Source organism: Candidatus Culexarchaeum yellowstonense (assembly GCF_024707025.1).
GTDB lineage: Archaea > Thermoproteota > Methanomethylicia > Culexarchaeales > Culexarchaeaceae > Culexarchaeum.
This window is the reverse complement of sequence record NZ_JANGFQ010000004.1, coordinates 28095-49640: the sequence shown is the minus strand read 5'-3', so window position 1 is coordinate 49640 and position 21546 is coordinate 28095. Positions and strand designations below refer to the sequence as shown.

Sequence of the window (21546 nt, the reverse complement as noted above, 5' to 3'; positions counted from 1 at the left end):
TAGGCTTCTGCACTGAATCCTTGTGCTGTGTATGCTAGAGCTGTTTGCACCGCATATGGTTCCAATATTACTTCGTATTCACCTGGTTCTAGTGTTTTTGGGTTTAAGCTTTTTACAGCTCTCTCCGCTGCTTCCACCCCTAAGGCTTCTGGGTTTATGTTTTTCACGTTTCTGGATATGTCTTCGCTATATCCAAATCCCTCTGAATCTCCCTCCTTAGCTATTACGGTTACATTTACATCTGCTGCTGTTAGTTTTGTGTATGCGTTTATTCCAAGTGAGTTTACTATGCAGTATTCGTTGGCTGTTGTGGTTAATGCTCCTGAAACTGAATCCACTTTACTTGATAGTGAATGTGCTGAGTCTATTATTCCTTTAACTATTTCAGCTCTCCTCTTTGCTGTGCATTCCGCTGTCTCCCTAACATATAATCCTGTTATTCTTGGTATTGGTTCTGGTTCTGGTAGACTTACAAAATCTGGGTTTTCCTCAGATATCTTTGCAAGTTTTATGCCTGTTTGTACTAGGTTGGCTAAAGCTTCATTGGTTGTTTCATTTGCAGTTACATTGCTAATCCTCTTACCAATCACAGTTTTCAATATTATGTTTACCGTTTTCTCTCCAACGTTTTGATGGATTACGGAATTTGCGAATCTCGTTAGGTAGCTGGTGCTGTTTATCAATGTTACTTCTGCTTGTGTGGCACCAGCTTTTAATGCTTCATTGAGAACTTTACTTGCTATTTCTAGGCATGCATCTTTACCTAAAATCATGTCCTAACACCTCCAAACACCCTTATATTCTTAAATCTTGCCGGGGCTGTTCCATGCCCCACATACATCATTTGGCCAGGTTGACCTTTACCACAGTTTGGTGTACCATACATCTTCCAATACTTCTTATTGCATATTGCATCGCAACTCCTCCAAAACTCATATGTTATCCCTGTGTAAACGGCATTTTTAACCAGCTCCTTCATCTCCCCATTCTCTATTATGTATGCTATTTGTGTTCCGAACTGGAAGTTTAACCTTTTGTCATCTATGCTCCAGCTTCTATTGGTTTCCATGTATATGCCATGCTTTGTTTCTCTTACGAGTTCTTCGAAGTCCCAGTCTCCAGGCTCCAAGTTTATGTTGGTCATTCTCACTATTGGTATTCTATTCCAGCCTGATGCCCTTGCAGCTCCAGTGCTTTCCAATCCAAGTTCCCCGGCCGAAGTCCTATCACTTAGATAGTTTACGAATATCCCATTCTTTATTAGGTATACCCTCTGTGCTGGGACTCCCTCATCATCATATCCAAAGGTCCCCAACCCTCCTGGTACAGTTGCATCTGCAACCAAGTTTACTATATCGCTTCCATATCTGAATTTACCAAGTTTATCTGGGGTTAGGAAGCTTGTTCCAGCGTATGCTGCTTCTGCCCCTAAAGCTCTATCCAATTCTGTTGGGTGTCCGCAAGATTCATGTATTTGTAGTGCAAGTTGGCTTCCACCTATTATGACATCTGTAATCATTGATGGGCAGTTTTTGGCTTGTAAAAGTTTTATTGCTTCAACAGCACTTTCCCTTGCCCTTTCAGGTAGGTTTATTGCTTCTATTATTTCATATCCTCCAGTATTGTAGTTTCTTCCATCAAAGGATCTATCTTGCATATCTCCATACCCTATTGCCACTGCTGTTTGTGATGCTCCGCACCATGTTATTTCTTGGATTATATATGCCCCCTCACTGCTTGCAAAGATCTTATTCTCCCTTCTAGCTTGCATGGTTGATGATGCAACCCTTATCTCCTTCCCAACGGCCATTGCCTCCTTATCGCTTTCAATTAGGAGTTTTATCTTCTCCTCTATTGGAACTTTGAATGGATCCTTCTGGTACGGCGTTTTATAACTGTCTTTTACAGGCTTAACTGGAGCCAATTTAACATCCTTCTTCTTAACCATTGCACTGGCTTTAGCTATCTTCAATGCCTCTTTAGCAACTCTTTCAGCTTCCGTTGGTGTGACTTCATAGTTGCTGGAGAATCCCCATGCACCTTTGTACAGTACTCTAATACCCATCCCCCTACTTTTTCCAACAACTAGATTTCTCACTTTAGCATTTCTTGTAACTATGTTTTCTGTGGTTATTTCCACAATTCTAATGTCTGCGTATGTTGCACCGCCTTTTAATGCCGTGTCCAGAGCTCTTTGTATTACATCTTCCATCATGATTCACCTTAAATAATGTATTATTGAATTTATGTTGTGAATAGTAAATAAATTTAACCATTGGAAATTTGTTCCTTGTTGGTGAAGATGTTTTTGCCGATTACATTGTATTCAACTTTAATGAATTTTTTTATTATGTAAAACTATAATTGCATGTTTGTATATGAAAATTAATTTATACCCTTGATTGTTTTCACCAATTTGGAGGGGTTATTTCTCGGGTTGGGCGATGTGGCTTGTCGTTTAAGAACGTTGTTAAATTCCTTTTAGGGCCAATCCTATTCATAGTTTCAATCATACTTCCACCTCTCCCAATGGTTTCTGAGGCTGCTGGAATTGTTCATGCACCTATCCCTAATGCACCTCAAGTGGCTTTGGCTGTGATGATATGGATTGCATCTTGGTGGGTTTTTGAAGTTGTTCCATTGGGTGTAACTGCTCTATTGGCTCCAATAATCTTCTCCACTCTTGGTTTTATTTCATGGCAGGATTCACTTACATCATTCATGGATCCAATAATATGGGTCTTTATAGGTGGTTTTGCCATAGCTAATGCCTTCCAAATTTGGGGTTTGAATAAGAGGATTGCATTCAATTTATCCACAATTTATAGGGGTAGTAACCCGATGTTTGCAGCATTCTTTATAGCCTGTCTCCCAGCATTCATATTGACCATTACTGGCTCCATCACTGCATCTACCACAATAGTTTATCCGATAGCTATGGCATACTTATCTTCCATAGGTTTTATGAAGGGGAGCTTCTTCGCTGAAGCCACCATGCTATCCCTTGCTCAAGCATCCACTGCTGGTGCAATGCTATTCCTAATAAGTACTCCACCAAACCTTGTGGCTAAGAAGGTTATTGAATCTTGTTGTCCAAATGTAACTATAACATTCCTCGATTGGTTTATTGTTGGTAGTATTCAAGCTTTTATTGGTTTAATTGTAAGTTGGATTTTAACCTTCAAGTTGATTGGAATTGAGGTTTCTGAAATAAATTTGAGTAGAGCTTCCATTGAGGATAAAGTTAAATCGCTAGGTCCCATGTCCACTGGGGAGAAGATGGTTTTACTGGTATTCCTAATAACGTTATCTCTTTGGCTTACACCAGGAATCTTAATGATAATATCAAACTTTTATCCACAATACGGTTATGTTGCTGGATTAATTAAGAATGCTCTTCCAGAAGCTCTTCCATCAATATTGGCAGTATTCTTGCTATGTTTATTGAGGGTTAATGGTAGACCCCTACTCACTTGGGATGATTTTGAAACTGGTGTTGATTGGAATGTGATATTCCTCTTTGGTGGTGGGATTGCCATGAGTAAAGCCTTAACTGGTAGTGGATTCTCTGAGTGGATGGCATTGATAATGTCCAGTTCACAGTTTGAGTGGGCTAGGAGTGTTTGGGGTGTTTCAGCTTTAAGTGCAATACTATCATTCCTAATCACTTACCCTGCCTCCAACACTGCAGCTGCACTTATAGCATGCCCCTTAGCGGCAACTATAGCTCAAAGTGTTGGTGTTAGTCCAATACCCGCTGTTTTGTCAGCTGCTCTTGCCGCTTCCATTTCAAGTGCTCTACCAAGCACGACGCCTCCAATGGCGATAGTTTATGGTTCTGGTTATGTTAGGTTGTGGAGTATGTTTAAGGTTGGAATGATATCAGATATAGTTAGGCTTATTATCTTGATAATTTTGGAGCCTTACCTTGTGAATATGATGTTGGCTTTGAAGGGTTTAGCTTAAAAGCTTATTTACTATTCCAATAATATTACTTTTCGGCGAATTGTCAATGGGTGCATATGATGTGATTGTGGTTGGAGCTGGAACTGCAGGTTGCTATGCTTCATACATTCTCGGTAAGGGTGGATTGAAGGTTGCATTACTTGAGAGGAAGGGGTTTAATGATATTGGGTATAAGGTTTGTGGTGATGCCATTGGAAAGCATCATTTCGACAATTTAAGTTTAAGTTACCCTTCTGGGGAGGAGTTGGATTGTATTTTCAGTGGTGTTAAGATATATTCTCCTGATGAGGAGCACTCGATAATTGTTCCAGGTGAGGGGTTTGGCGTTAATAGGAAGGCTTTTGGTAGGAGGCTTTTGAATATGGCTTTGGATGTGGGTGTGGATTTATTCCCATCCTTCCATGTTTCAAAACCATTGGTTGAAGGTGGATTTGTGGTTGGGGTTGAGGGGGTGGATCGTGAAGGTCATACGGTTCAAATTAAATCCAGTGTGGTGATAGATGCTTCAGGCTTCTCATCAATAGTTAGGAGTAGACTTCCATCTGATTGGTGGATTAGTGAGAAGATTAGGGGTGAAGACACCAATATCTGTTATCGTGAGATCGTTGAAACTAAGGTTGATTTCGACACCAAGTATGCCATGATCTATCTATCTAAGAGGATTGCCCCTGGAGGTTATTGGTGGCTTTTCCCGAAGAGGAGTAATGTGGTTAATGTTGGTTTAGGTGTTCAACCCACCATGAATGCTCCAAATCCAAGGGTTAATTATATGCGCTTCATAGCTTCTAGACCTGAATTTAAGGGTGCAAGGGTTATTGATTCTGGTGGTGGTATTGTTCCAACTAGGAGACCTATATACTGCCCTGTGGGCAATGGTGTTTTAGCTGTGGGGGATGCCCTTGCTGCATGTAATCCAATTCATGGTGGTGGGATAGGACCTTCACTTATCAGTGCAAAGCATGCTGCTGAAGTAATTTTAGAAGCTTTGGAGCATGGTTCACCATCCATGGATAATTTGTGGAGTTACTGTTTGAGGTATATTTCGGATTATGGTTTGAAGCAGTCATCACTGGATTTGTTTAGAATGTTTCTGCAGAAGCTTTCAGATGATGATTTAAATTTCGCATTTAAACATAATGTAATTTCTGGTGATGATGTTGATAGGGTTGGGAGGGTTGGTGAATTGAATTTGGGTGTTGTGGGTAAGGTTGGTAGAGCTTTAAAGCTTATTTCAAGGCCATCCCTATTGTATAAGTTGAAGGTCGTCGTGGATTATATGGGTAAAATTAAAGCTTTATATGGGGAGTATCCCAGAGATCCGAAAGGGTTCCCTGCTTGGAGGGATCGTGTGGAAAAATTGATATGTGAATTTATGGAGCATATTTCATAGCTCCACGAATCCCACACCATTCTTTATTGTTATTTTTGTATTGTACTTTTCAGATAGTTTAGCCACAGTCTCCAGTATCTTGTTAGCCTTTGCTCCTGTGGCAAGTATTGGTCTCCCCCTATTAGCTCTATTCCTCTCTCTACATAGGTCCACTGGGTATAACTTAATTTCCTCTAAATTTCCATCATTGAATGTTATATATGCCAATATACTCTCCCAATACTCTTCCTTATCTGTGAACCATTTGAATCCCATGAATGCTGTTTCCGGACTCCCCTTCTCTCTAGCATCATATAGGTCTGCTGGTGTTGAATCCCAATTTAATCCATATCTTTCATATAGGTCTGCTGGCTGCTTTCTTATTAGATCGTTTTGGAATATGAAGTTTCCTAGACTGTAGAATATTGGTTTCTTCTTGTAGATTTCTATCCCCCTTAACACGTGTGGTCCATGTCCAATGAATACATCGACACCTTCATCTATGCATTTCCTAGCGAAATCCTCTACGAATTGTTGTGGTTCGAATATGCTTTTACCCCTCTCATGGTCATGTAGGGAGAATAGTACGTAATCAGCCATCCTCCTTGCATTTCTAATAGCCTTAATATTCCCCTCCAAATCCCTCTTATTAACCTCATATTTCACTTCAATTTTAGTTGACTTCTTGAATTTCTGTCCAAGAATCCTAATTTCCTCTGCATCCTCTTTAACTTCTATTCCCATCATCTTTGCAATGATCACTAGGTTTTTGAAGATTTCCTCAGTGACCTCTATGGTTATTGTGTATCGGAGGGGGTTTAGTCCAGGTCTACCTTGCATATCTGGTCTAGCTTCACCTGCTCTGGCTTCTGTTGGGAATGATGTGGCTGCCGATATTAATGCAACTCTCCCCTTTGATGTTTCAAGGTATTTTGGTTCCCTAGCTTCTCCAAGATTCATCCCTACACCTGCATGTACGATGCCTACTCTATCTAGGTTTTTTGATGTTTCAATTAAGCCTATCTCCCTATAATCCATGGCATGATTGTTTGCTCTACTAACAATGTTGAATCCCATCCACTTCAATTCATCTGCAATATAACTTTCATTGCCAGCATACGTTCCACCACTTTGAACTGCTGGATATCCTTTGAAATCATTTATTAAAACTTCACAGTTTGTGAATCTCACATCTGCAGACCTTATTATCTCCACTAGTTTTAGGAATAGTGTTTCTGTGAATGTTGAGATTCTTGTGGCTATGAATGAGTCTCCAGTTAATGCTATGCTTAAACGTTTACCATTTGATTGCATTACTCATCGCATTTATTTATTTAAATTCTCTTTATAGCTCTTTTCATACTCGAAATATACCTTTAAATTGGTTGAGTAAATGTATTATTGGGGTTGTGTGTATGGTTAAGATTGTGGCTTTAGGTTTCCTCACGAAGTATGTTGGGGGGAGTGTTGTTGAGGTTAAATTGGATTCCCCGAGGAGGATTAGGGAGATACTTGACATTCCACTTGAAGCTCAGAGTAGAATTATAATTTTAGTTAATAATTCCCCTGGAAACCTCGACTCCATTGTGGATGATGATGATACGATAACCTTAATGCCAATAATAGGTGGAGGATAGCTTCCAACTATACAAAAGTTTTTCTACTCTCCATACACCACTATATTTGGTGTAGTTTTTGTCTAAGAGGTTTACTTGGCTTGAAAAGTTGGAGCTAATTCTTCCTGGGTTTAGTGGTTATAAGAAGAGGGAGCTTGTACGTGAGGATGATAGGCTTTTGAGGGGTTATCTTGTTAAGCTCCTTACGGATGCTAAAAACTATTTGGAGGAGGCTGCATCAATTATGAGTGAATATGATTTCACATTGGCTAAGAAGATTAATACTTTAGCTTCTAATGTTAGATTGGCTTCGGATAAGTTGAGGTTTGCTGAGTCTGGTTATGCTCCACATTACAATATAGTTAAGGTTGATCTGCCAAATCTTGAGGAGATGAAGCGTTTAGATGAGGAGCTTGTATCCATTGTTAATGAAATTTTAAATTTGTCTAAGAGTGTTAAGGAAGCTGCATCAGTTTCAACTGTTAAGGTTGAATTGCTAAATAAGATAGGCGAATATTTATCCAAGGTGGATGACATTATGGGTAGAAGGATTAAGGTTTTAAGGGGGGTGGGGTAGTTGGCGAACATATTTGGTAAAGGTTTGGGGAAGGCTGCTAGAGCTACTGGATTGAAGCCTAAGCTAATTGAATGGGTTAATCCATCTGATACTGAGATTGTGTGGAAATATCCAGATGAGGTTATACCTTGGGGTAGCGTTGTCATTGTGAAGGAGTTTGAGAATGCATTATTTTATCGTGATGGTAAACTTTATGGTTTACTTGGAGCTGGGAGGCATGTTCTAGATACACAGAATGTCCCATTTCTAAGTGGGCTTGTAGAGGGGCTTTATGGAGAGAACATTTTCCGATGCATGATAATATATGTTTCCCTGAGGAGGTTTCAGGGTAAGTTTGGTGGTAGAACTCAAACAATTGAATTGGCACCACTATTATTCCATGGAAGCTTCTACTTTAGGATTGAGGATCCAAGCCTCTTCGTAAATAAAGTTGTTGGGCCCCAATCGGTTTTCACCACAGATGAATTGAATGAGTATTTGAGAGGGTACTTTAATGAGAAGATTATGGCTTACTTGAGTTCCACTAGTATTCAAGATGTTTATATGAAGCAAGCTGAAGTTACTGAGCGTGTAACCATGCTTTTAAGGAAAGACTTCAAAGATATAGGGGTATCCCTTGAAAAGGTGGTTTTTGAGGGTGTGGATACTGAGGGGCCTTGGCGTGACAGATTATTCTGGATGATGCGTGGTGGAGTGCAAACTGGATATGTTCTACAAATGGAGACTGTTAAGGAGGTTGCTAAGGAGCTTGGTAAAAGTCCTGGTGCAGCCATTGGAACTGGGATGGTTATAGTTCCACCATTGATGCAGCCTCCTCCACCCACTCAGCCCACAACTGCGCCTACAGTTGCCACTCAACCTGCAGCCCCTGTAGCCACTCCATCCTTCGCCATATGCCCATATTGTGGTAAACAAGTTCCCATTGGAGCTAATTTCTGCCCATACTGTGGTAGGAAGGTTAAATGGTGTTCAAAGCAACATATATGTACTGAGGAAGCCAGGTTTTGTCCAGTTTGTGGGGAAGAGTTGAAGTAGAGAACCCTTTTCCTCGAGGGGTCAATTGAATGTCCACGGTGGTTCAGGAGTTTAAGTGTAGGAATTGTGGTGGTAAGCTTGACGTCACCCCTGAAACCATAATGGTTGTTTGCAGTTATTGTGGTACTCCCAACTGGTTTGTGGATTCCACTGAAGATATATTGGTAGTTCCATCTGTGGGTAGAGATGATGTTGTTAAAAGCTTCCTAACTAGGGTTTCTGAAGATTTCGATTTGAAACGTATTGCAGATAAAATTCGGATTGTTGAAGTTAAGGGGGTTTATATACCATTCTACTTCTTCTCCATTAAGGTTGAGGGTTTCTATGAGGGGTGGAAGATTGAGAGGGTTGTGGAGACTACGGGTAGGAGGACTCAAGTTAAGACTAGGAGGAGGCGTATTTCAGAAAGCTTTTCCACCATATTAAAGATACCTGTTTTGGCTAGGCGTAGTGCTGAGGACTTCTCATTAAAGGAGCTTACATCACACTACAATTACAGTAATCCCCAAAGCATTCCAATTGGTAATTTGAAGGATTTAAAGAATCTTAAAATGACCTTCTTGAGGTCTGAGATTGGAGTTGAGGAGGCTTCGGTGATTGCTAGGGATGATGCTGGGGATATAATGCTTAGGAGGGTTTCATCTAAAGTTGATGAGTTGACGAAGTTTGTTTGTAACACTAAGATTGTTGAGAAGTCTAAGCTGACGTTGCTCCCATACTGGTACATTATTTATAGTTATGGTGAAGCACAGTATAGGGTGGCATATGCTGGTTGGGATTGCCATCTACTATTAGCACAGGAGCCTGTCATGGTTTATCATAGGGTTAGCTATATGCTTGGGGCTGTATCTGGATGCTTAATTTCAGCTTTGGGTTTAGCTTTCACATTTGCTGGAGGGTTAAATCCAATTTATAGTTTATTCAGTTTGGCTGCTGGATGTGCTGTAAGTTGGTTTTTTGGTGGGAAGATAGTTGAGGATGTTAGAGTTGAGGGTGGTTGAGAATTGAATTATACTTGTAGTAATTGTGGTGGAAGTTTTGATGTTCCTGAGGGTGTAAGTATAGTTACATGTCCATATTGTGGGTTAACCGTTAACATTAAGGTTGGGAAACTTGATTTTGAGCATTACTTCTATCCAGCAGTTTATGATGATCAAGCTGCTTATGGTAGATTGAAATCCATTTTATCAAGGCAGTTTGGTGTTCCAAGGGGGTTTAGTGATCAAATTAATCTTGTGGGTAGAGTTTTACATTATATCCCACTTTACGTATTTTATGTTGAGTGTAAGTCTAAGGGGGGTCCTGAAGTTCTTGAAGTTGGTTATGTGGCTTTGCCGGCATTGAAGATGCTTCCAGTACCCATACCTCAAGGGTATAGTTTCCCAGTTAGGGGTAAAATATATTTCAAGCCTCAAATAATTAAGGATGCAAAGTTCTATTCACCCACAGTTTCCATTGATGATCTGGAGAAGATTGCTAGGGCGAGAGTCTATAATAGGTTTTCTAGGGAGCTTGATCTTGCTGGTAGGGGGTTGGAGGCTAAGATTGATAGTAGATGTGAGGGTCTTGTTCATTACCCTATATGGGAATTCAAATACAATTATCTGAATTATCAGTTTAATGGGTTTGTGGATGCAGTTAATGGTGAAGTTCTTTATGGTCAATACCTTGTTTCAACTATGCATAGGACTTTATCAATGTCTCTAGGTGCTGGACTTATACTTGCTGGCGCTGTTATTGGGTTAATTTCGGGTTTAGCGTTGTCAGCTCCATTGATTGGTTTGATTGGAGGGGTTCCGCCAGCATTTGCTGGGGCAATTCCACTATTCATGAAGGGTGCATATAAAGTTCAAACATACACTTTGAAGGTTTTTGGAACTTATGAGAGGGAGGCCAGTTTAGGTAAGGAGATACTTGAAGCCATAAAGTTCATTGGCAGAATACCAATTTAACGTGATGGCAACGCTTATTAGTAGAATGTTATCCTCAATTCCTCAATTGATTTAAGTGGTTTTTATGCGGGTTTCCAGCATAGTTTTCCTCGGTTTAGCTCACGCCATTAATCATAGCTTCCTATTGGCTATACCAGTTCTACTTCCACAGATAGCCAACTCCCTCCATATAAGTATTTATGATATGGGTTATGTAACTTCATTGGCATACTTCCTCTATGGTTTTGGATCCATATTTGCTGGCCCCTTATCTAGGCGGTTTTCCAGTAGGAGATTAGTTTTCCTCAGTCTACTTTTCTCTGGGCTATCACTAGTTCCACTACTTATATATGTGAATGTTTATGTTTTCACATTCTCCCTAGCCCTTAATTCATTTTTTGCAAGTATATATCATCCCATAGCCAACAAGTTGATTTCAGAAGATTATTATGGTAGTGTTGGTAGGGTTATGGGATTGCACGGTCTTGGTGGAAGTTTGGGTTCCGTTGTTGTTCCAATGTTCTCCATAGCCATATCGCAAATATTTGATTGGAGAACTTCACTTATACTTTTGGGTTTTCTATCAATGCTTTTATCCATTGCCTTCATCACTGGTGAATCTAAGCCTATTCGCATAGAAGCTGAGGGTTTGAAGATTAAGTTTCCTTATAGTAGGGTTAAGTGGATAATCCTATTTTCCATTTTTATTGGATTGTTTTCCCGTGGTTTTGAATTGTTCTTACCATCATTACTTATTTCAAGGGGGTTTGATCAGTTTTATGCTGCAATGGCCATGTCACTATTATTGCTCACTGGGGTTTTTGGGCAAATTTTCGGTGGCTTCTTCGCCGACGCTAAAGGTTCTTTGAAAGCTTTATTTTTAAGCTTCACACTTGTCCCCATAAGCTTAGTTTTCATAGTTTTCGGTCGATGGAGTATTTACATGAGTTTGTTTGGAGTGATCCTCTATGGTTTCTCCTTTTATGCTCATCAACCCCCATCGACGAAGATTCAAAGTGAGCTTGTGGATTCATCGTTAACTGGATATGTTTATGGATTATTCTTCTGCATAAACTTCTCCCTAGGATCTGTTTCTTCATCTTTAACTGGATTTTTGGCTGGGGTTTATGGTTTGGAAGTTGCATATGTTTTCCTCACCGTATTGACGATGCTATCCCTTTTAACCGTAATTATCATGTATGCTAAGTATTCAAAACTTTTAGTGGAAAAGCGTTATATGTAATTTGCATATACTTGTTTTGGTGGCATATATGCTCTTAATATATTTCACTCCATTGAATCGTAGAAAACCCTCTTCAGGCATTTTAGTTAATGATGTAATTATTGATTTGAATTCAGTTTATCAGAGGATTTTGATGGATGAAGGGTTAAGCTACGATGTGGCTAAGCGTAGAAGTTACAAGGTTATGCCTAGAAACATTATGACTTTGATTAGTAGAGGTCCCATAATAATTCCCCTATTGCGTAAGATTGTTGAGGATTTGAATAGATTCATTGATGTTGAGGGGGTTTCATATAGGTTGAGTGAAGTCAGATTTTATGCCCCTGTGCCTAAACCTGGAAAGCTTATTGGTATTGGATTGAATTATAGGAGTCATGTTGAAGAGACTGGTGGTAAAATTCCAAGTGAACCCATCGTATTCAGTAAGGCTATAACATCCATAATAGGCCCATATGATGACATAATCCTACCAAAAGTCTCCAATCAAGTGGATTTTGAGGGTGAACTTGCAGTGGTTATTGGTGCTAAGTGTAAGTATGTGTCGAAGGGTGAAGCTTTAAATTATGTTTTAGGTTTCATGGTGGCTAATGATGTTACTGCTAGGGATTTGGAGTTTGCTGGTGGTTCACTACACTTCTTTAGAAGTAAATCCCTAGACACCTTCTGCCCCATGGGTCCAGGGATATTGTTGAAGGATTATGTGGATGATTGGCGTAAGTTTAGGATTAAAACCATTTTGAATGGAACTTTAATGCAGAATTCACTGGTTGATGATATGATATTTGGAGTTGAAGATTTGATTAGCCATCTATCTCAAGATATGACTCTAATGCCTGGTGACGTTATATTGACTGGTACGCCTAGTGGTGTGGGCTTTAGGAGGAATCCACCAGTATTCCTCAGGGATGGTGATGTGGTTGAAGTTTGTATTGATGGTATTGGAAGAATTATTAATAAAGTTAGAAAATTAAACAAATAACAAAGCTTCATTAACATCATTGTGTATATAATTTTTATGGTAAAGCTTAAATATGGAGTATGCTCTATTATTAGTATCTAGGTGTTTCAATGCCTGAAATCGCATGTCTAAACTGTAAATATGCAGAGGTAAATCGCAGTGAACTTTCGCCGAACAACGTATTCGTGAAGTGCAATAAGGGGAATTTCGGTGGTAAATGGAAGTTTATGAAGATAGGGAGGGACAGCCACAACTGCTCAATGTTTGAGCCAAAGTAGGGGGCTTCGATCCCTTTAATGGGTAAGCGTTAAATACACACCATATAATACACATTTTTTGGTGATTTCTTGAAGGCATTCGTTTCTGTGGATTTGGAGGGTATGCCATATATAGTTACGCCAGCTCAACTTAACCTTAGAGGTACATTATATAAGGAGGCTAGGGATATAGCCACAAAGATTACGAATATTGTTTGTGAAGAGCTTTACAGGTGTGGGTTTAGTGGTGTGGTTGTGGCTGATAGTCATGGGCCTATGGTTAACTTGAATGTTGAAAGCATTCCAGAATACGTTGAGATTGTTAGGGGGTTTCCAAGACCTTTAAGTATGATTGCAGGTTTTGAGGGTTGTGATGCTGCTTTGTTTCTTGGTTATCATGCAAAGTATGGGACTCCCTTATCAACCTTCGATCACACGTATAGTGGTGGAACTATTAGGGAGGTTAAGGTTAACGGTGTACCTGCCAGCGAATTCCTATTGAATGCATATGTTCTAGGCGAATTTAATGTTCCAGTTATACTTGTGGCTGGGGAGGCTAAGTTGATTGATGATGATGTGAAGAGGTTTGCACCATGGATTGAACCAGTCATTCTTAAGCATTCATTAAGCCGTGTTTCTGCTAAGAGTCAGAGTATGTCAAGAATTGAGGGTGAATTGAGGTCTGCTGTTAAGCGTTCTGTTGAGAAGTTTAAGAATGGTGCTGTTAAGCCTTTAAAAGTGAATCTTCCAGTGGATTTTGAAATCACATTTATTGCCAGTCATTTTGCTGATGTTGCTTCCCTAGCTCCAAATGTTAAGAGGGTTGATGGTTTAACTGTTAAGTTTTCATGTGATAGTATGGCTTCAGCATACAAGTTCTTTGAACTTTTAATATTGGCTGGTTCTGCTGTGGCAAATATTCTTCAAAGGGATGCTGGCTGATCTTAGGTTTTGAAACTTTAAAAAATAAATTATTTTTTAAAGTTTTACTTCTCTTCCAATTTTGTTTTCCAATGCTTTTTCATAAACTTTTAATGCTGTTGCTGCATCTTGTATTGCCAATCCCACTGATTTGAATAGTGTTATCTCTTTATCGTTTACTCTTCCACTCTTTATTCCAGCCACGATCTCCCCTAGCTCTGCATATATTTTGTCCTTTGTTATCTCCCCCTCATTTATTGGTATTATCAATTCCCCTGCCTCTTTTAAGCATGCTTCATATGAGTCTACCACTACTTTGCTCCTCTTTATGGTGATTGTATCCAGTTCCCTTGCATCTGGTGTGTGAGCTCCAATTCCATTGATATGTGTACCCTCTATAAGCCACTCCCCATTGAATACTGGTGTTTTTGATGTTGTGGCTGTGCATATTATTTCACTTTCCTCAACAAGCTTCTTTGGGTCTGTGACTGGTTTTATGTCTATTCCAAGCTTCCTTGACATTTCCTCTGCATATTTCTCCATGACGTCCCTTTTCACGTCGTATACGTATGCCTTCTCTAAATCTCTAACCTTCGTTAATGCCCATAATTGTGTTCTTGCTTGTATTCCAGCTCCAAATATCCCTGCAGTCTTTGCATTCCTTTTGGCTAGGTATTTTGTTGCAACTCCACTTGCAGCTCCAGTTCTCATGGCCGTTATGTATCCCCCCTCCATTATTGCCAGTAGCCTCCCAGTTTTTGCTTCATTTAATAGTATTGTGGCTTGTGTTGTTGGTAGATTGTATTTGTAGTTTTCTGGGTGTACTGAAACCACTTTTACTGCTAATGCATCATTCTCCTCTATATATGCTGGCATGTAGTATATTATTCCACTATACTTCTTTAGTGGTATGTTGCTTCTAATTGGCATTATAACTTTTCCAAGTGAGAGATTTTTGAATGCCTTTTCCACTTCATTTATGGTTTCCTCCATTGTCAATATTTTCTCAATATCCTCTCTACTTATTATTAGAACCACGAGTATTCACCAATTAATGTTATATTGTCTTTATTGGCTTATTAAATGTTTCATATGATTATGGATAGGATTAATGGTATTATGATTGTTATCACGAGTCCATGATATAATGATATCATTATGTTTTCTTCGCCTAGACTTTTTGTTATTATTGGTAGTGTTGTATCCATTGTTGTGGCTCCACCAATAATTATTCCAGCTCTCCTCATCCTTTTTGGTAGTATTGGTGTTATTATCATTGTGGCTGTTTCCCTAAGCATGTTCGCTATGAATGCTATTGCCCCATAGTATGGGTTTACCTTTGCCGTTACATATGCTCCTGTGAAGCTGTACCATCCCATCCCCAATGATATTGCTAATGCCAACCTGTAATCCATGTTGAGTATTACTGCTCCAATAATTCCGGCTACTACGGATGCAGTTATGGTTATTATTGGTAGGTAAAGCTGATTCCTCAGAGTTTCTATGGATTTCCTTAAATTCTCATACTCCAAACCCACATCAATTCCCACTTGCAATATTAATGCGAATAATAATATGTCTAGGAATTGCATGATAATATTTGCCCCTCTTATCATTGCCCCCGCCAATATTCCAATGATTAAGGCTGTAAGGGTGTATGTTGCCTTCATATCCTCATCTTCATTAATGCTTCAATTAATACTGGGATTACTATGTTTAATGCAGTTATAATCATTATGATTTTTAGTGTTTCAATGCTTATGGAATGTAATTCTAATCCTATCCCAACCCCTATCACGAATATTAGTAGCAATATTGATGCAGTTGTTATTTTATCAAGTATATTCTTCCTTTTAATTTTCATTTTACCTAACATGTACCCTACTGTTATTCCTAGTATTATGGCCACATATATTTCAATCATTCACCACATCCTCCTTAAGAGGCGTGGAATATTGCAACTTTTGGTAAGTTATTACTCTATTATTCTGCTGAAGTTTATTGAGGCTATGATGAACATTACTGTATCGAATAGTGCTATTGCTGCTAGATCTATTGGTAAGTTTGCTAGATTCCCAGTGATCATTAGTGATCTTACAGCATCTACCACGTAGCTCATTGGATTGAAGTGTGCAATCCATTGCATGATTTGCGGCATCATTGAGACTGGATATAGGGCGTTGCTTGCGAAGAATAGTGGCATTGTTATTGCTTGCCCTATGCCCATAAACCGTTCTCTAGTCTTCATGAATGATGCTATGAGAATTGATATTGCTGCGAATCCTCCTGAAGCTATGAATATCACTGCGAAAGCCATTGTGAAGTTTAGTATGTTAGGTATGAATCTCACACCTATAAGTAAAGCTACTGGGATTATTATTAGAGCTTGGAATATTGCCCTAATACCTGATGCCAGTGCTCTCCCCATGACTATGGAGTATCTTGAGGCTGGGGCTACGAGGAGCTTCTTCAGTATTCCAGATTCCCTCTCCCAAACTATTGTTAAGCCGTAGAATATTGATATGAATGTTGTTGACTGAATTAATACGCCTGGGGTTATGTAATCAGTGTATGGTATTCCTCCTGTTGGTATTGCTCTAACACTCCCCATTATTGGGCCGTATACAACTATCCATAGTATTGGTTGAACAGCTCTGGAGTAAAGCTCTGTCCTATCATGCTTTATCCTCCTCATTTCAAGTTCAATCATTGCAAGCAAATTTCTTGCAAAGCCGTTCATACTACCCCCTCCTAATCATCCTCCTCATCTGTCTAACATTGCTAATCCTCTCAGCAGTTTCAATTCTGGTACCAGCATATTTTAAGAAGACATCGTCTAATGTTGGCTTATTTATGGAAACTCTCTTAACTAGAACTTTGTTGATTCTAAGAGCTTCCATGATTTTAGGTAGGGAGGATTCGGCATCTTGAGTTAATATGTTCACTTCACTCTCGCTTACGATTACATCGCTGATGACGTTATTCATCTTAAGTGTTTCTAGGGCTTTTAAGCTGTATTCTGAATTTTCCACTTCAAGGGAAATTATCTCCCCTCCAAGGGTATGTTTAAGGCTCTCAGAGGTTCCTGAGGCCACTATTCTCCCCCCATTAATTATTGCTATTTCATCTGCATATAGGTCTGCTTCATCCATGTAATGTGTGTTGAAGAAGATTGTTGCATTATATTCCCTCTTGAATGCCGTCAACTTCTCCCATACAGCTTTCCTAGCTGATGGATCTAAGCCTATTGTTGGTTCATCTAGGAATAGAATTTTTGGTTTGATTAGTAGGGCGCATGCGCATTCAAGTCTCCTAATCATTCCACCGGAATATGTCCTTACAAGGTTGTTGGCATACTCCTTTAAACCCATCTCCTCCAAAACACTCCATATGAGTTCATTCCTCTTGCTTGGTGGAATGCCATAAATCTTAGCGTATATGAGTAGATTTTCATATCCACTTATATCTGTCCAAACGCTCATTTCCTGTGGAACGTAGCCAATGAGTTGTCTAATTTTAGCGCCATCGCGAACGACATTTAGCCCGAAAACATATGCTTCACCTGATGTTGGTTTAATTTGGGTTGTCAAAATTCTCATTAAAGTTGTCTTACCAGCTCCATTTGGCCCTAAGAGTGCAAAAATCTTGCCTGGCTCAACCTTCAAGTTGACGCCATTCAAAGCTTTAACTTTACCTTCATAAACCTTCGTTAAATCATGGGTGCTCACAGCATAATCCATTGTGGTCATCAGAAGATTGATGGGGGAGAATTGGAGATATAAACTTTTCTTAAAATAAACCTTTTAGGAGGCTGCATTTGACGATATCGTTGATTATCAGTGAGAATAGTAGGGAGTAGCCTAGTATTAGGATGGTGAGGTTTGGTGGAAGTGGCTTTAGACCGGGTATGCCGATGAGTGCTATTGATATTGCTAATGCCAGATTAGCTAATGAGGCTGTTAAAAGAGCTTTTCCAGGCATGGATTGCCAGAAGTATCCCCTCTCCCCCACTACGAATATTGAGAATATTGCAAATAGGACAAGTGTCTGGAAGCTGAACATGTATAGGGTTTGCTGGTCTGATAGTATGTTGAAGAATTTTATGCTTATGAAGAGTAGGCCGAATGCCTCTAAGACCATGAGTATACCTAGTATGGCAGCTGTCTTTACAATTTTATTTATGTTCCATTTACAGGGCTTGCTAGGCCACCTAACATTATCTGTTGCTAGGGATATCTTCATGAAGTCCGTCATAAACATCATTAGAAGCATAGCTGATGATGATATGGGATACTTCCCTATTAATAGGAAAGTGAAAACTACAAAAACAGTTTTCAGAACAGTCCTACTTACCTTATTTAAAATCCAAGTATTTACCCTCTCAAATACCGATCTGCCTATTACAACTAGGTTGAGCATCCCCAACAACCCCTCGCTTGTTAAGACAACGCTTGAAGCCTTCTTAGCGACATCCGTTGCATTTGCAACAGCTATGCCAACTTCAGCTTGTTTTAATGCTGGCGCATCGTTCACGCCATCGCCAGTCATTCCAACTATATGCTTCTTCTCTTGGAGGCTCTTCACGATGAGATACTTATCTTCCGGATATACTTCAGCGAATCCACTGCATTTATCAGCTATATCTGCAGCCTTTGAAGGATTATCTTTAATTAACTCTTTAAGTTCTGAAGCCCTTACTATATCATCTCCAAGTCCAACTTCCATTGCCACCTTCTTAGCAATTGGTAATGCATCGCCAGTTATCATTTTTACGGAGATTCCCAAGCTTTTAAGTTTTTGAATGAGTTCTTTGGCGTCTGGTCTAGGTGGATCGTATAGTGCAGCTAATCCAACAAGTTCGAAGGATCCATTTCCAGTTGATTTGGCTACAGCGATCGTCCTATACCCTCTATGCGTGAGTTCATTGACTTCTTCATCGACGGCTTTTAAGCTATCCCCGCTTAACCCGCATAATTCGGTGATCACGTGGACTGCCCCCTTAACAACTTTAAATTCCATGTTTCCATCGGATACTAGTGCTTCAGTTCTACGGGTTTTAGGGTCGAATGGTGTGAAGGATTTCTGTTGGAAATTGTTGATGGATATGTTTCTTTGCTTGGCTGCATTTATGAAAGCTAAGTCTATTGGGTCTTGATTTGCTTCTTGTGATGCTAATGCTCCATAAAGGATAACTTCCTCTTTACTATATTTCCCGAAGGGCGTTGCATCAACTATGGAGGTTTTGTTCAATGTTATTGTACCCGTCTTATCGACGCATAGAATATCCATGCTGGCAGCATCCTCAGTTGCATTGAGCCTAGTTACCAGTACCCCCCTCTTAACAAGTTCCATGGATCCTACAGCCATGCTGACTGTGAACATGGCTGGTAAAGCAACTGGTACAGCGCCTAGCAGTAGCACAAGCATTAGTGGTATGATCTCCAACAAGTTTATTCCCTCAATTATGGAGAATACTTGTGGCTACACTCAATAGTAAAACAACTATAACTAGAAGCCATCTGAGAACTTTGGATATAACCTCTTCTGAATGCAGTTTTGGGCGTGCAATTTGAACGAGCTGTACTATTTTGCCAAAATATGTTTTAACTCCTGTAAGTATAACTATCCCTGTGGCTTCACCCCTTCTTACAATGGAGCCTGAATATATTATGTCGCCAGCTTTCTTCTCAACATCCATGGATTCTCCGGTTAATGCTGATTGATCAACCCAAACTTCACCTACTGCAACTTTGACATCAGCTTGAACGAAGTCTCCAGCTCTAATTCTAATAACATCCCCTGGTACCAGCTCCCTTGAGGGGATAAGCTTCCAAGCACCATCCCTTAAAACTCTCACGTTTACTTGTAGCTTACTTTTTAGGAGTTCTAATGCCTTAGAGCTCCTCTGCTCCTGGATAAAGCTTAAAATCGAATTCAAGAATAGTAGGGCTGTTACCGTATATAGGTCTGTGTATTTCCCGAGTATTAATGAGAGCATGATTATGGCTTCAAGCATCCAAGCGGTTAAGCCCCAAAACTTCTTAACAAATATTATGAGGGGGTGAACCTTCTTTTCAGGGATTTCATTATAACCATATTGCTTCAACCTATCTTCAGCGTCGCTCTGCTTCAAGCCTACGTTTAAATCTGTCTTCAGAAGATTCACAGTTTCCTCCACTGTCATCTTTTGAAAGTCATGTGTTACATAACCCTTATTTTTGAGCTCAGTCAAGTCATTAACCCCCCACATCTAGTTAAGCATCTATTTCTCAGTTAAACTATGGCTCGTTTGAGAATTTTCTTTCTTCTTCTATGGGGACTTTAATTTGCTTGAGGAGGTCTCTCCACTTATCTGTAGCCATCATCAATCTCAATGCTTCACCACAAACCTTTATGAATAGATTCTCTCTTCCAACATCAACCTCAATATTTTCATACTTCTCTCCAACCTTCACTATATGCTTTGCAAGGTCTTTAGCTAACTCCTCAAGGTCTTCTGGGGATATTTCAAAGTCCTCCCCAATATACCCCGCTATATAGAATGCGCTCAGCATCCCCCTCAAACGCTCAATGTATCTGTGAACGAAATACCTCTGTAAGTCTAGTGGTATATTGTTAGGGTCCTCGAGGAAGAGGGTGGCTGTTGACTCATAATACTTCTCCAATATCCCATACCGACCAACCTTCGCCTCAACGATTTTTATCAGCCCAGCTTTAAGCAAAACCTGAAGATGATGACCAACAGAAGGTTTAGATAAATTAAGTTTCATAGCAAGCTGAGTTTCAGTATGAGGTTTAGCGGAGGTAAGCCTAAGAATCTCCCTACGGACGGGGTCTGCTAAAATTTTAATTATATCTGGATCGCGAACCACCCTAACAGCTCTTTTCTTCATAGATAATCGACCTATTAAATCAATCTAAAAGGTTATATAAATCTTACTATAGACAATTTAGAAAGCTTTATCATGGTTGAATATCGATAGCTTTTTATACTGTGACAATATTTTTCGTAAATTTTCTTGATGTTACATTAAGGTCCAAGCGGCCATTCTTTTAGTTTTCTCATTTTGGGTTCTACGAATACTATTTTTAGGACTAGGGCTACTATTCTGAGTTTTGATGCGAAGTCTATTAGCTCCTTCCTCTCGGATACCATGTACTCTTCCTCCATTATGTCAGCTATTTTTTCAAGCTCCTTAATGTCTTCCATCGTATACTTCTCTGGATCCATGCTTAGGAGTTCTCTCAACCTCTTCTCAACTTCCTTCGTGTAATATTTCGATCCGGAACTAGGGATCATGGTATGAAGTGCGGTCATGAGCGACATTGCCTCTACTTTGCCTATCACACCCTTTGCTTCAAGAACTTTTAATAGGAGTTCATTGAAGTTGAAAATCCCCCTTTCAAGTCTATCTATCCTTTTCTCCAACCCCCTAAGTTGCATACGTATTTCGTCAAACCTCATATCTATCTCCTTGAACTTCACATCTATCTCCTTAAATTTAATGTAAATATTCCCGAATTGTTTCGCAAGCCAATAGCCAAGACCAGCTGCTGATGAAGCTATGGAGATTAGTATGACGATAGTGCTGATTACTTCATCCATGATCGTCACATTACTACATGAAATATGGTTAATGAAGCTTATAAGTTTTCACAGTTTATGGGGTCAT

22 protein-coding genes and 1 pseudogene are annotated in these 21546 nt (G+C 39.6%); 11 read left to right on the top strand and 12 right to left on the bottom strand.

All coding sequences use genetic code 11. From position 1 onward, the window contains the following. Nucleotides 1-773, bottom strand: a pseudogene (locus tag MRT15_RS01855) (hypothetical protein); the annotation flags it as partial. Next, nucleotides 770-2215 (bottom strand): TldD/PmbA family protein, encoded by a 1446-nt coding sequence (locus MRT15_RS01850; RefSeq protein ID WP_304327372.1) that lies wholly within the window; start codon nucleotides 2213-2215, stop codon nucleotides 770-772. The gene MRT15_RS01850 and the pseudogene MRT15_RS01855, both read right to left, overlap by 4 nt. Nucleotides 2216-2451: 236 nt before the next feature. Here MRT15_RS01850 and MRT15_RS01845 point away from each other — a divergent pair, with 236 nt between their 5' ends. Together MRT15_RS01845 and MRT15_RS01840 are read left to right on the top strand one after the other, a co-directional pair. Continuing rightward, nucleotides 2452-3966 carry a DASS family sodium-coupled anion symporter gene (locus tag MRT15_RS01845; protein WP_304327370.1) on the top strand — a complete coding sequence of 505 codons (1515 nt, stop codon included), beginning with the start codon at nucleotides 2452-2454 and terminating at the stop codon, nucleotides 3964-3966. Nucleotides 3967-4027: 61 nt separating this feature from the next. Further along, nucleotides 4028-5356 carry an NAD(P)/FAD-dependent oxidoreductase gene (locus tag MRT15_RS01840; protein ID WP_304327368.1) on the top strand — a complete coding sequence of 443 codons (1329 nt, stop codon included), beginning with the start codon at nucleotides 4028-4030 and terminating at the stop codon, nucleotides 5354-5356. Here the strand turns inward: MRT15_RS01840 and MRT15_RS01835 are convergent. Next, complete coding sequence (locus tag MRT15_RS01835; RefSeq protein ID WP_304327366.1) at nucleotides 5351-6649, bottom strand: CapA family protein; 1299 nt, start codon at nucleotides 6647-6649, stop codon at nucleotides 5351-5353. The genes MRT15_RS01840 and MRT15_RS01835 overlap by 6 nt on opposite strands. A gap of 101 nt (nucleotides 6650-6750) precedes the next feature. Here MRT15_RS01835 and MRT15_RS01830 point away from each other — a divergent pair, with 101 nt between their 5' ends. The 9 genes from MRT15_RS01830 (at nucleotide 6751) to MRT15_RS01790 (ending at nucleotide 13894) form a co-directional block, all read left to right on the top strand. Further along, nucleotides 6751-6972 (top strand): MoaD/ThiS family protein, encoded by a 222-nt coding sequence (locus MRT15_RS01830; RefSeq protein WP_304327364.1) that lies wholly within the window; start codon nucleotides 6751-6753, stop codon nucleotides 6970-6972. 58 nt (nucleotides 6973-7030) lie between these two features. Further along, nucleotides 7031-7528, top strand: a complete 498-nt coding sequence (locus tag MRT15_RS01825; RefSeq protein ID WP_304327362.1) for a hypothetical protein — start codon at nucleotides 7031-7033, stop codon at nucleotides 7526-7528. After that, nucleotides 7529-8563, top strand: coding sequence for an SPFH domain-containing protein (locus MRT15_RS01820; protein WP_304327360.1), 1035 nt, complete (start codon nucleotides 7529-7531; stop codon nucleotides 8561-8563). Nucleotides 8564-8592: 29 nt separating this feature from the next. Beyond that, nucleotides 8593-9564, top strand: a complete 972-nt coding sequence (locus tag MRT15_RS01815; RefSeq protein WP_304327359.1) for a hypothetical protein — start codon at nucleotides 8593-8595, stop codon at nucleotides 9562-9564. A 3-nt stretch (nucleotides 9565-9567) separates the two neighbouring features. Next, entirely contained in the window at nucleotides 9568-10515 is a 948-nt protein-coding gene (locus tag MRT15_RS01810) for a hypothetical protein (RefSeq protein WP_304327357.1), read from the top strand. A gap of 64 nt (nucleotides 10516-10579) precedes the next feature. Next, entirely contained in the window at nucleotides 10580-11737 is a 1158-nt protein-coding gene (locus MRT15_RS01805; RefSeq protein WP_304327355.1) for an MFS transporter, read from the top strand. A 28-nt stretch (nucleotides 11738-11765) separates the two neighbouring features. After that, a complete protein-coding gene (locus MRT15_RS01800; RefSeq protein ID WP_304327353.1) occupies nucleotides 11766-12716 on the top strand; it encodes a fumarylacetoacetate hydrolase family protein in 951 nt (316 codons plus the stop codon). A gap of 89 nt (nucleotides 12717-12805) precedes the next feature. Next, entirely contained in the window at nucleotides 12806-12973 is a 168-nt protein-coding gene (locus MRT15_RS01795; protein ID WP_304327351.1) for a hypothetical protein, read from the top strand. A 69-nt stretch (nucleotides 12974-13042) separates the two neighbouring features. Beyond that, complete coding sequence (locus MRT15_RS01790) at nucleotides 13043-13894, top strand: M55 family metallopeptidase (RefSeq protein ID WP_304327349.1); 852 nt, start codon at nucleotides 13043-13045, stop codon at nucleotides 13892-13894. A 36-nt stretch (nucleotides 13895-13930) separates the two neighbouring features. On the opposite strand, the gene MRT15_RS01785 is transcribed toward MRT15_RS01790, so the two are convergent. The 9 genes from MRT15_RS01785 to MRT15_RS01745 all read right to left on the bottom strand — a co-directional run bounded on the left by MRT15_RS01785 (nucleotide 13931) and on the right by MRT15_RS01745 (nucleotide 21479). Continuing rightward, nucleotides 13931-14911, bottom strand: a complete 981-nt coding sequence (locus MRT15_RS01785) for an ornithine cyclodeaminase family protein (protein ID WP_304327346.1) — start codon at nucleotides 14909-14911, stop codon at nucleotides 13931-13933. Between the two features lie 50 nt (nucleotides 14912-14961). Then, nucleotides 14962-15543, bottom strand: a complete 582-nt coding sequence (locus tag MRT15_RS01780) for a lysine exporter LysO family protein (RefSeq protein ID WP_304327344.1) — start codon at nucleotides 15541-15543, stop codon at nucleotides 14962-14964. Then, nucleotides 15540-15797, bottom strand: a complete 258-nt coding sequence (locus MRT15_RS01775; protein ID WP_304327342.1) for a hypothetical protein — start codon at nucleotides 15795-15797, stop codon at nucleotides 15540-15542. Before MRT15_RS01775 ends, MRT15_RS01780 begins: the two co-directional genes overlap by 4 nt. 51 nt (nucleotides 15798-15848) lie before the next feature. After that, complete coding sequence (locus MRT15_RS01770) at nucleotides 15849-16613, bottom strand: ABC transporter permease (RefSeq protein ID WP_304327340.1); 765 nt, start codon at nucleotides 16611-16613, stop codon at nucleotides 15849-15851. 1 nt (nucleotide 16614) lies between these two features. Then, nucleotides 16615-17613 (bottom strand): ATP-binding cassette domain-containing protein, encoded by a 999-nt coding sequence (locus tag MRT15_RS01765; RefSeq protein WP_304327338.1) that lies wholly within the window; start codon nucleotides 17611-17613, stop codon nucleotides 16615-16617. Between the two features lie 49 nt (nucleotides 17614-17662). Next, nucleotides 17663-19321, bottom strand: coding sequence for an HAD-IC family P-type ATPase (locus MRT15_RS01760; protein ID WP_304327336.1), 1659 nt, complete (start codon nucleotides 19319-19321; stop codon nucleotides 17663-17665). Between the two features lie 10 nt (nucleotides 19322-19331). Further along, on the bottom strand, nucleotides 19332-20105 hold the full coding sequence (locus MRT15_RS01755; protein ID WP_304327334.1) for an HAD-IC family P-type ATPase: 774 nt from the start codon (nucleotides 20103-20105) through the stop codon (nucleotides 19332-19334). A gap of 46 nt (nucleotides 20106-20151) precedes the next feature. Next, complete coding sequence (locus MRT15_RS01750) at nucleotides 20152-20766, bottom strand: transcriptional regulator (RefSeq protein WP_304327332.1); 615 nt, start codon at nucleotides 20764-20766, stop codon at nucleotides 20152-20154. Nucleotides 20767-20903: 137 nt separating this feature from the next. Next, complete coding sequence (locus MRT15_RS01745; protein WP_304327330.1) at nucleotides 20904-21479, bottom strand: hypothetical protein; 576 nt, start codon at nucleotides 21477-21479, stop codon at nucleotides 20904-20906. Nucleotides 21480-21546: the final 67 nt, after the last annotated feature.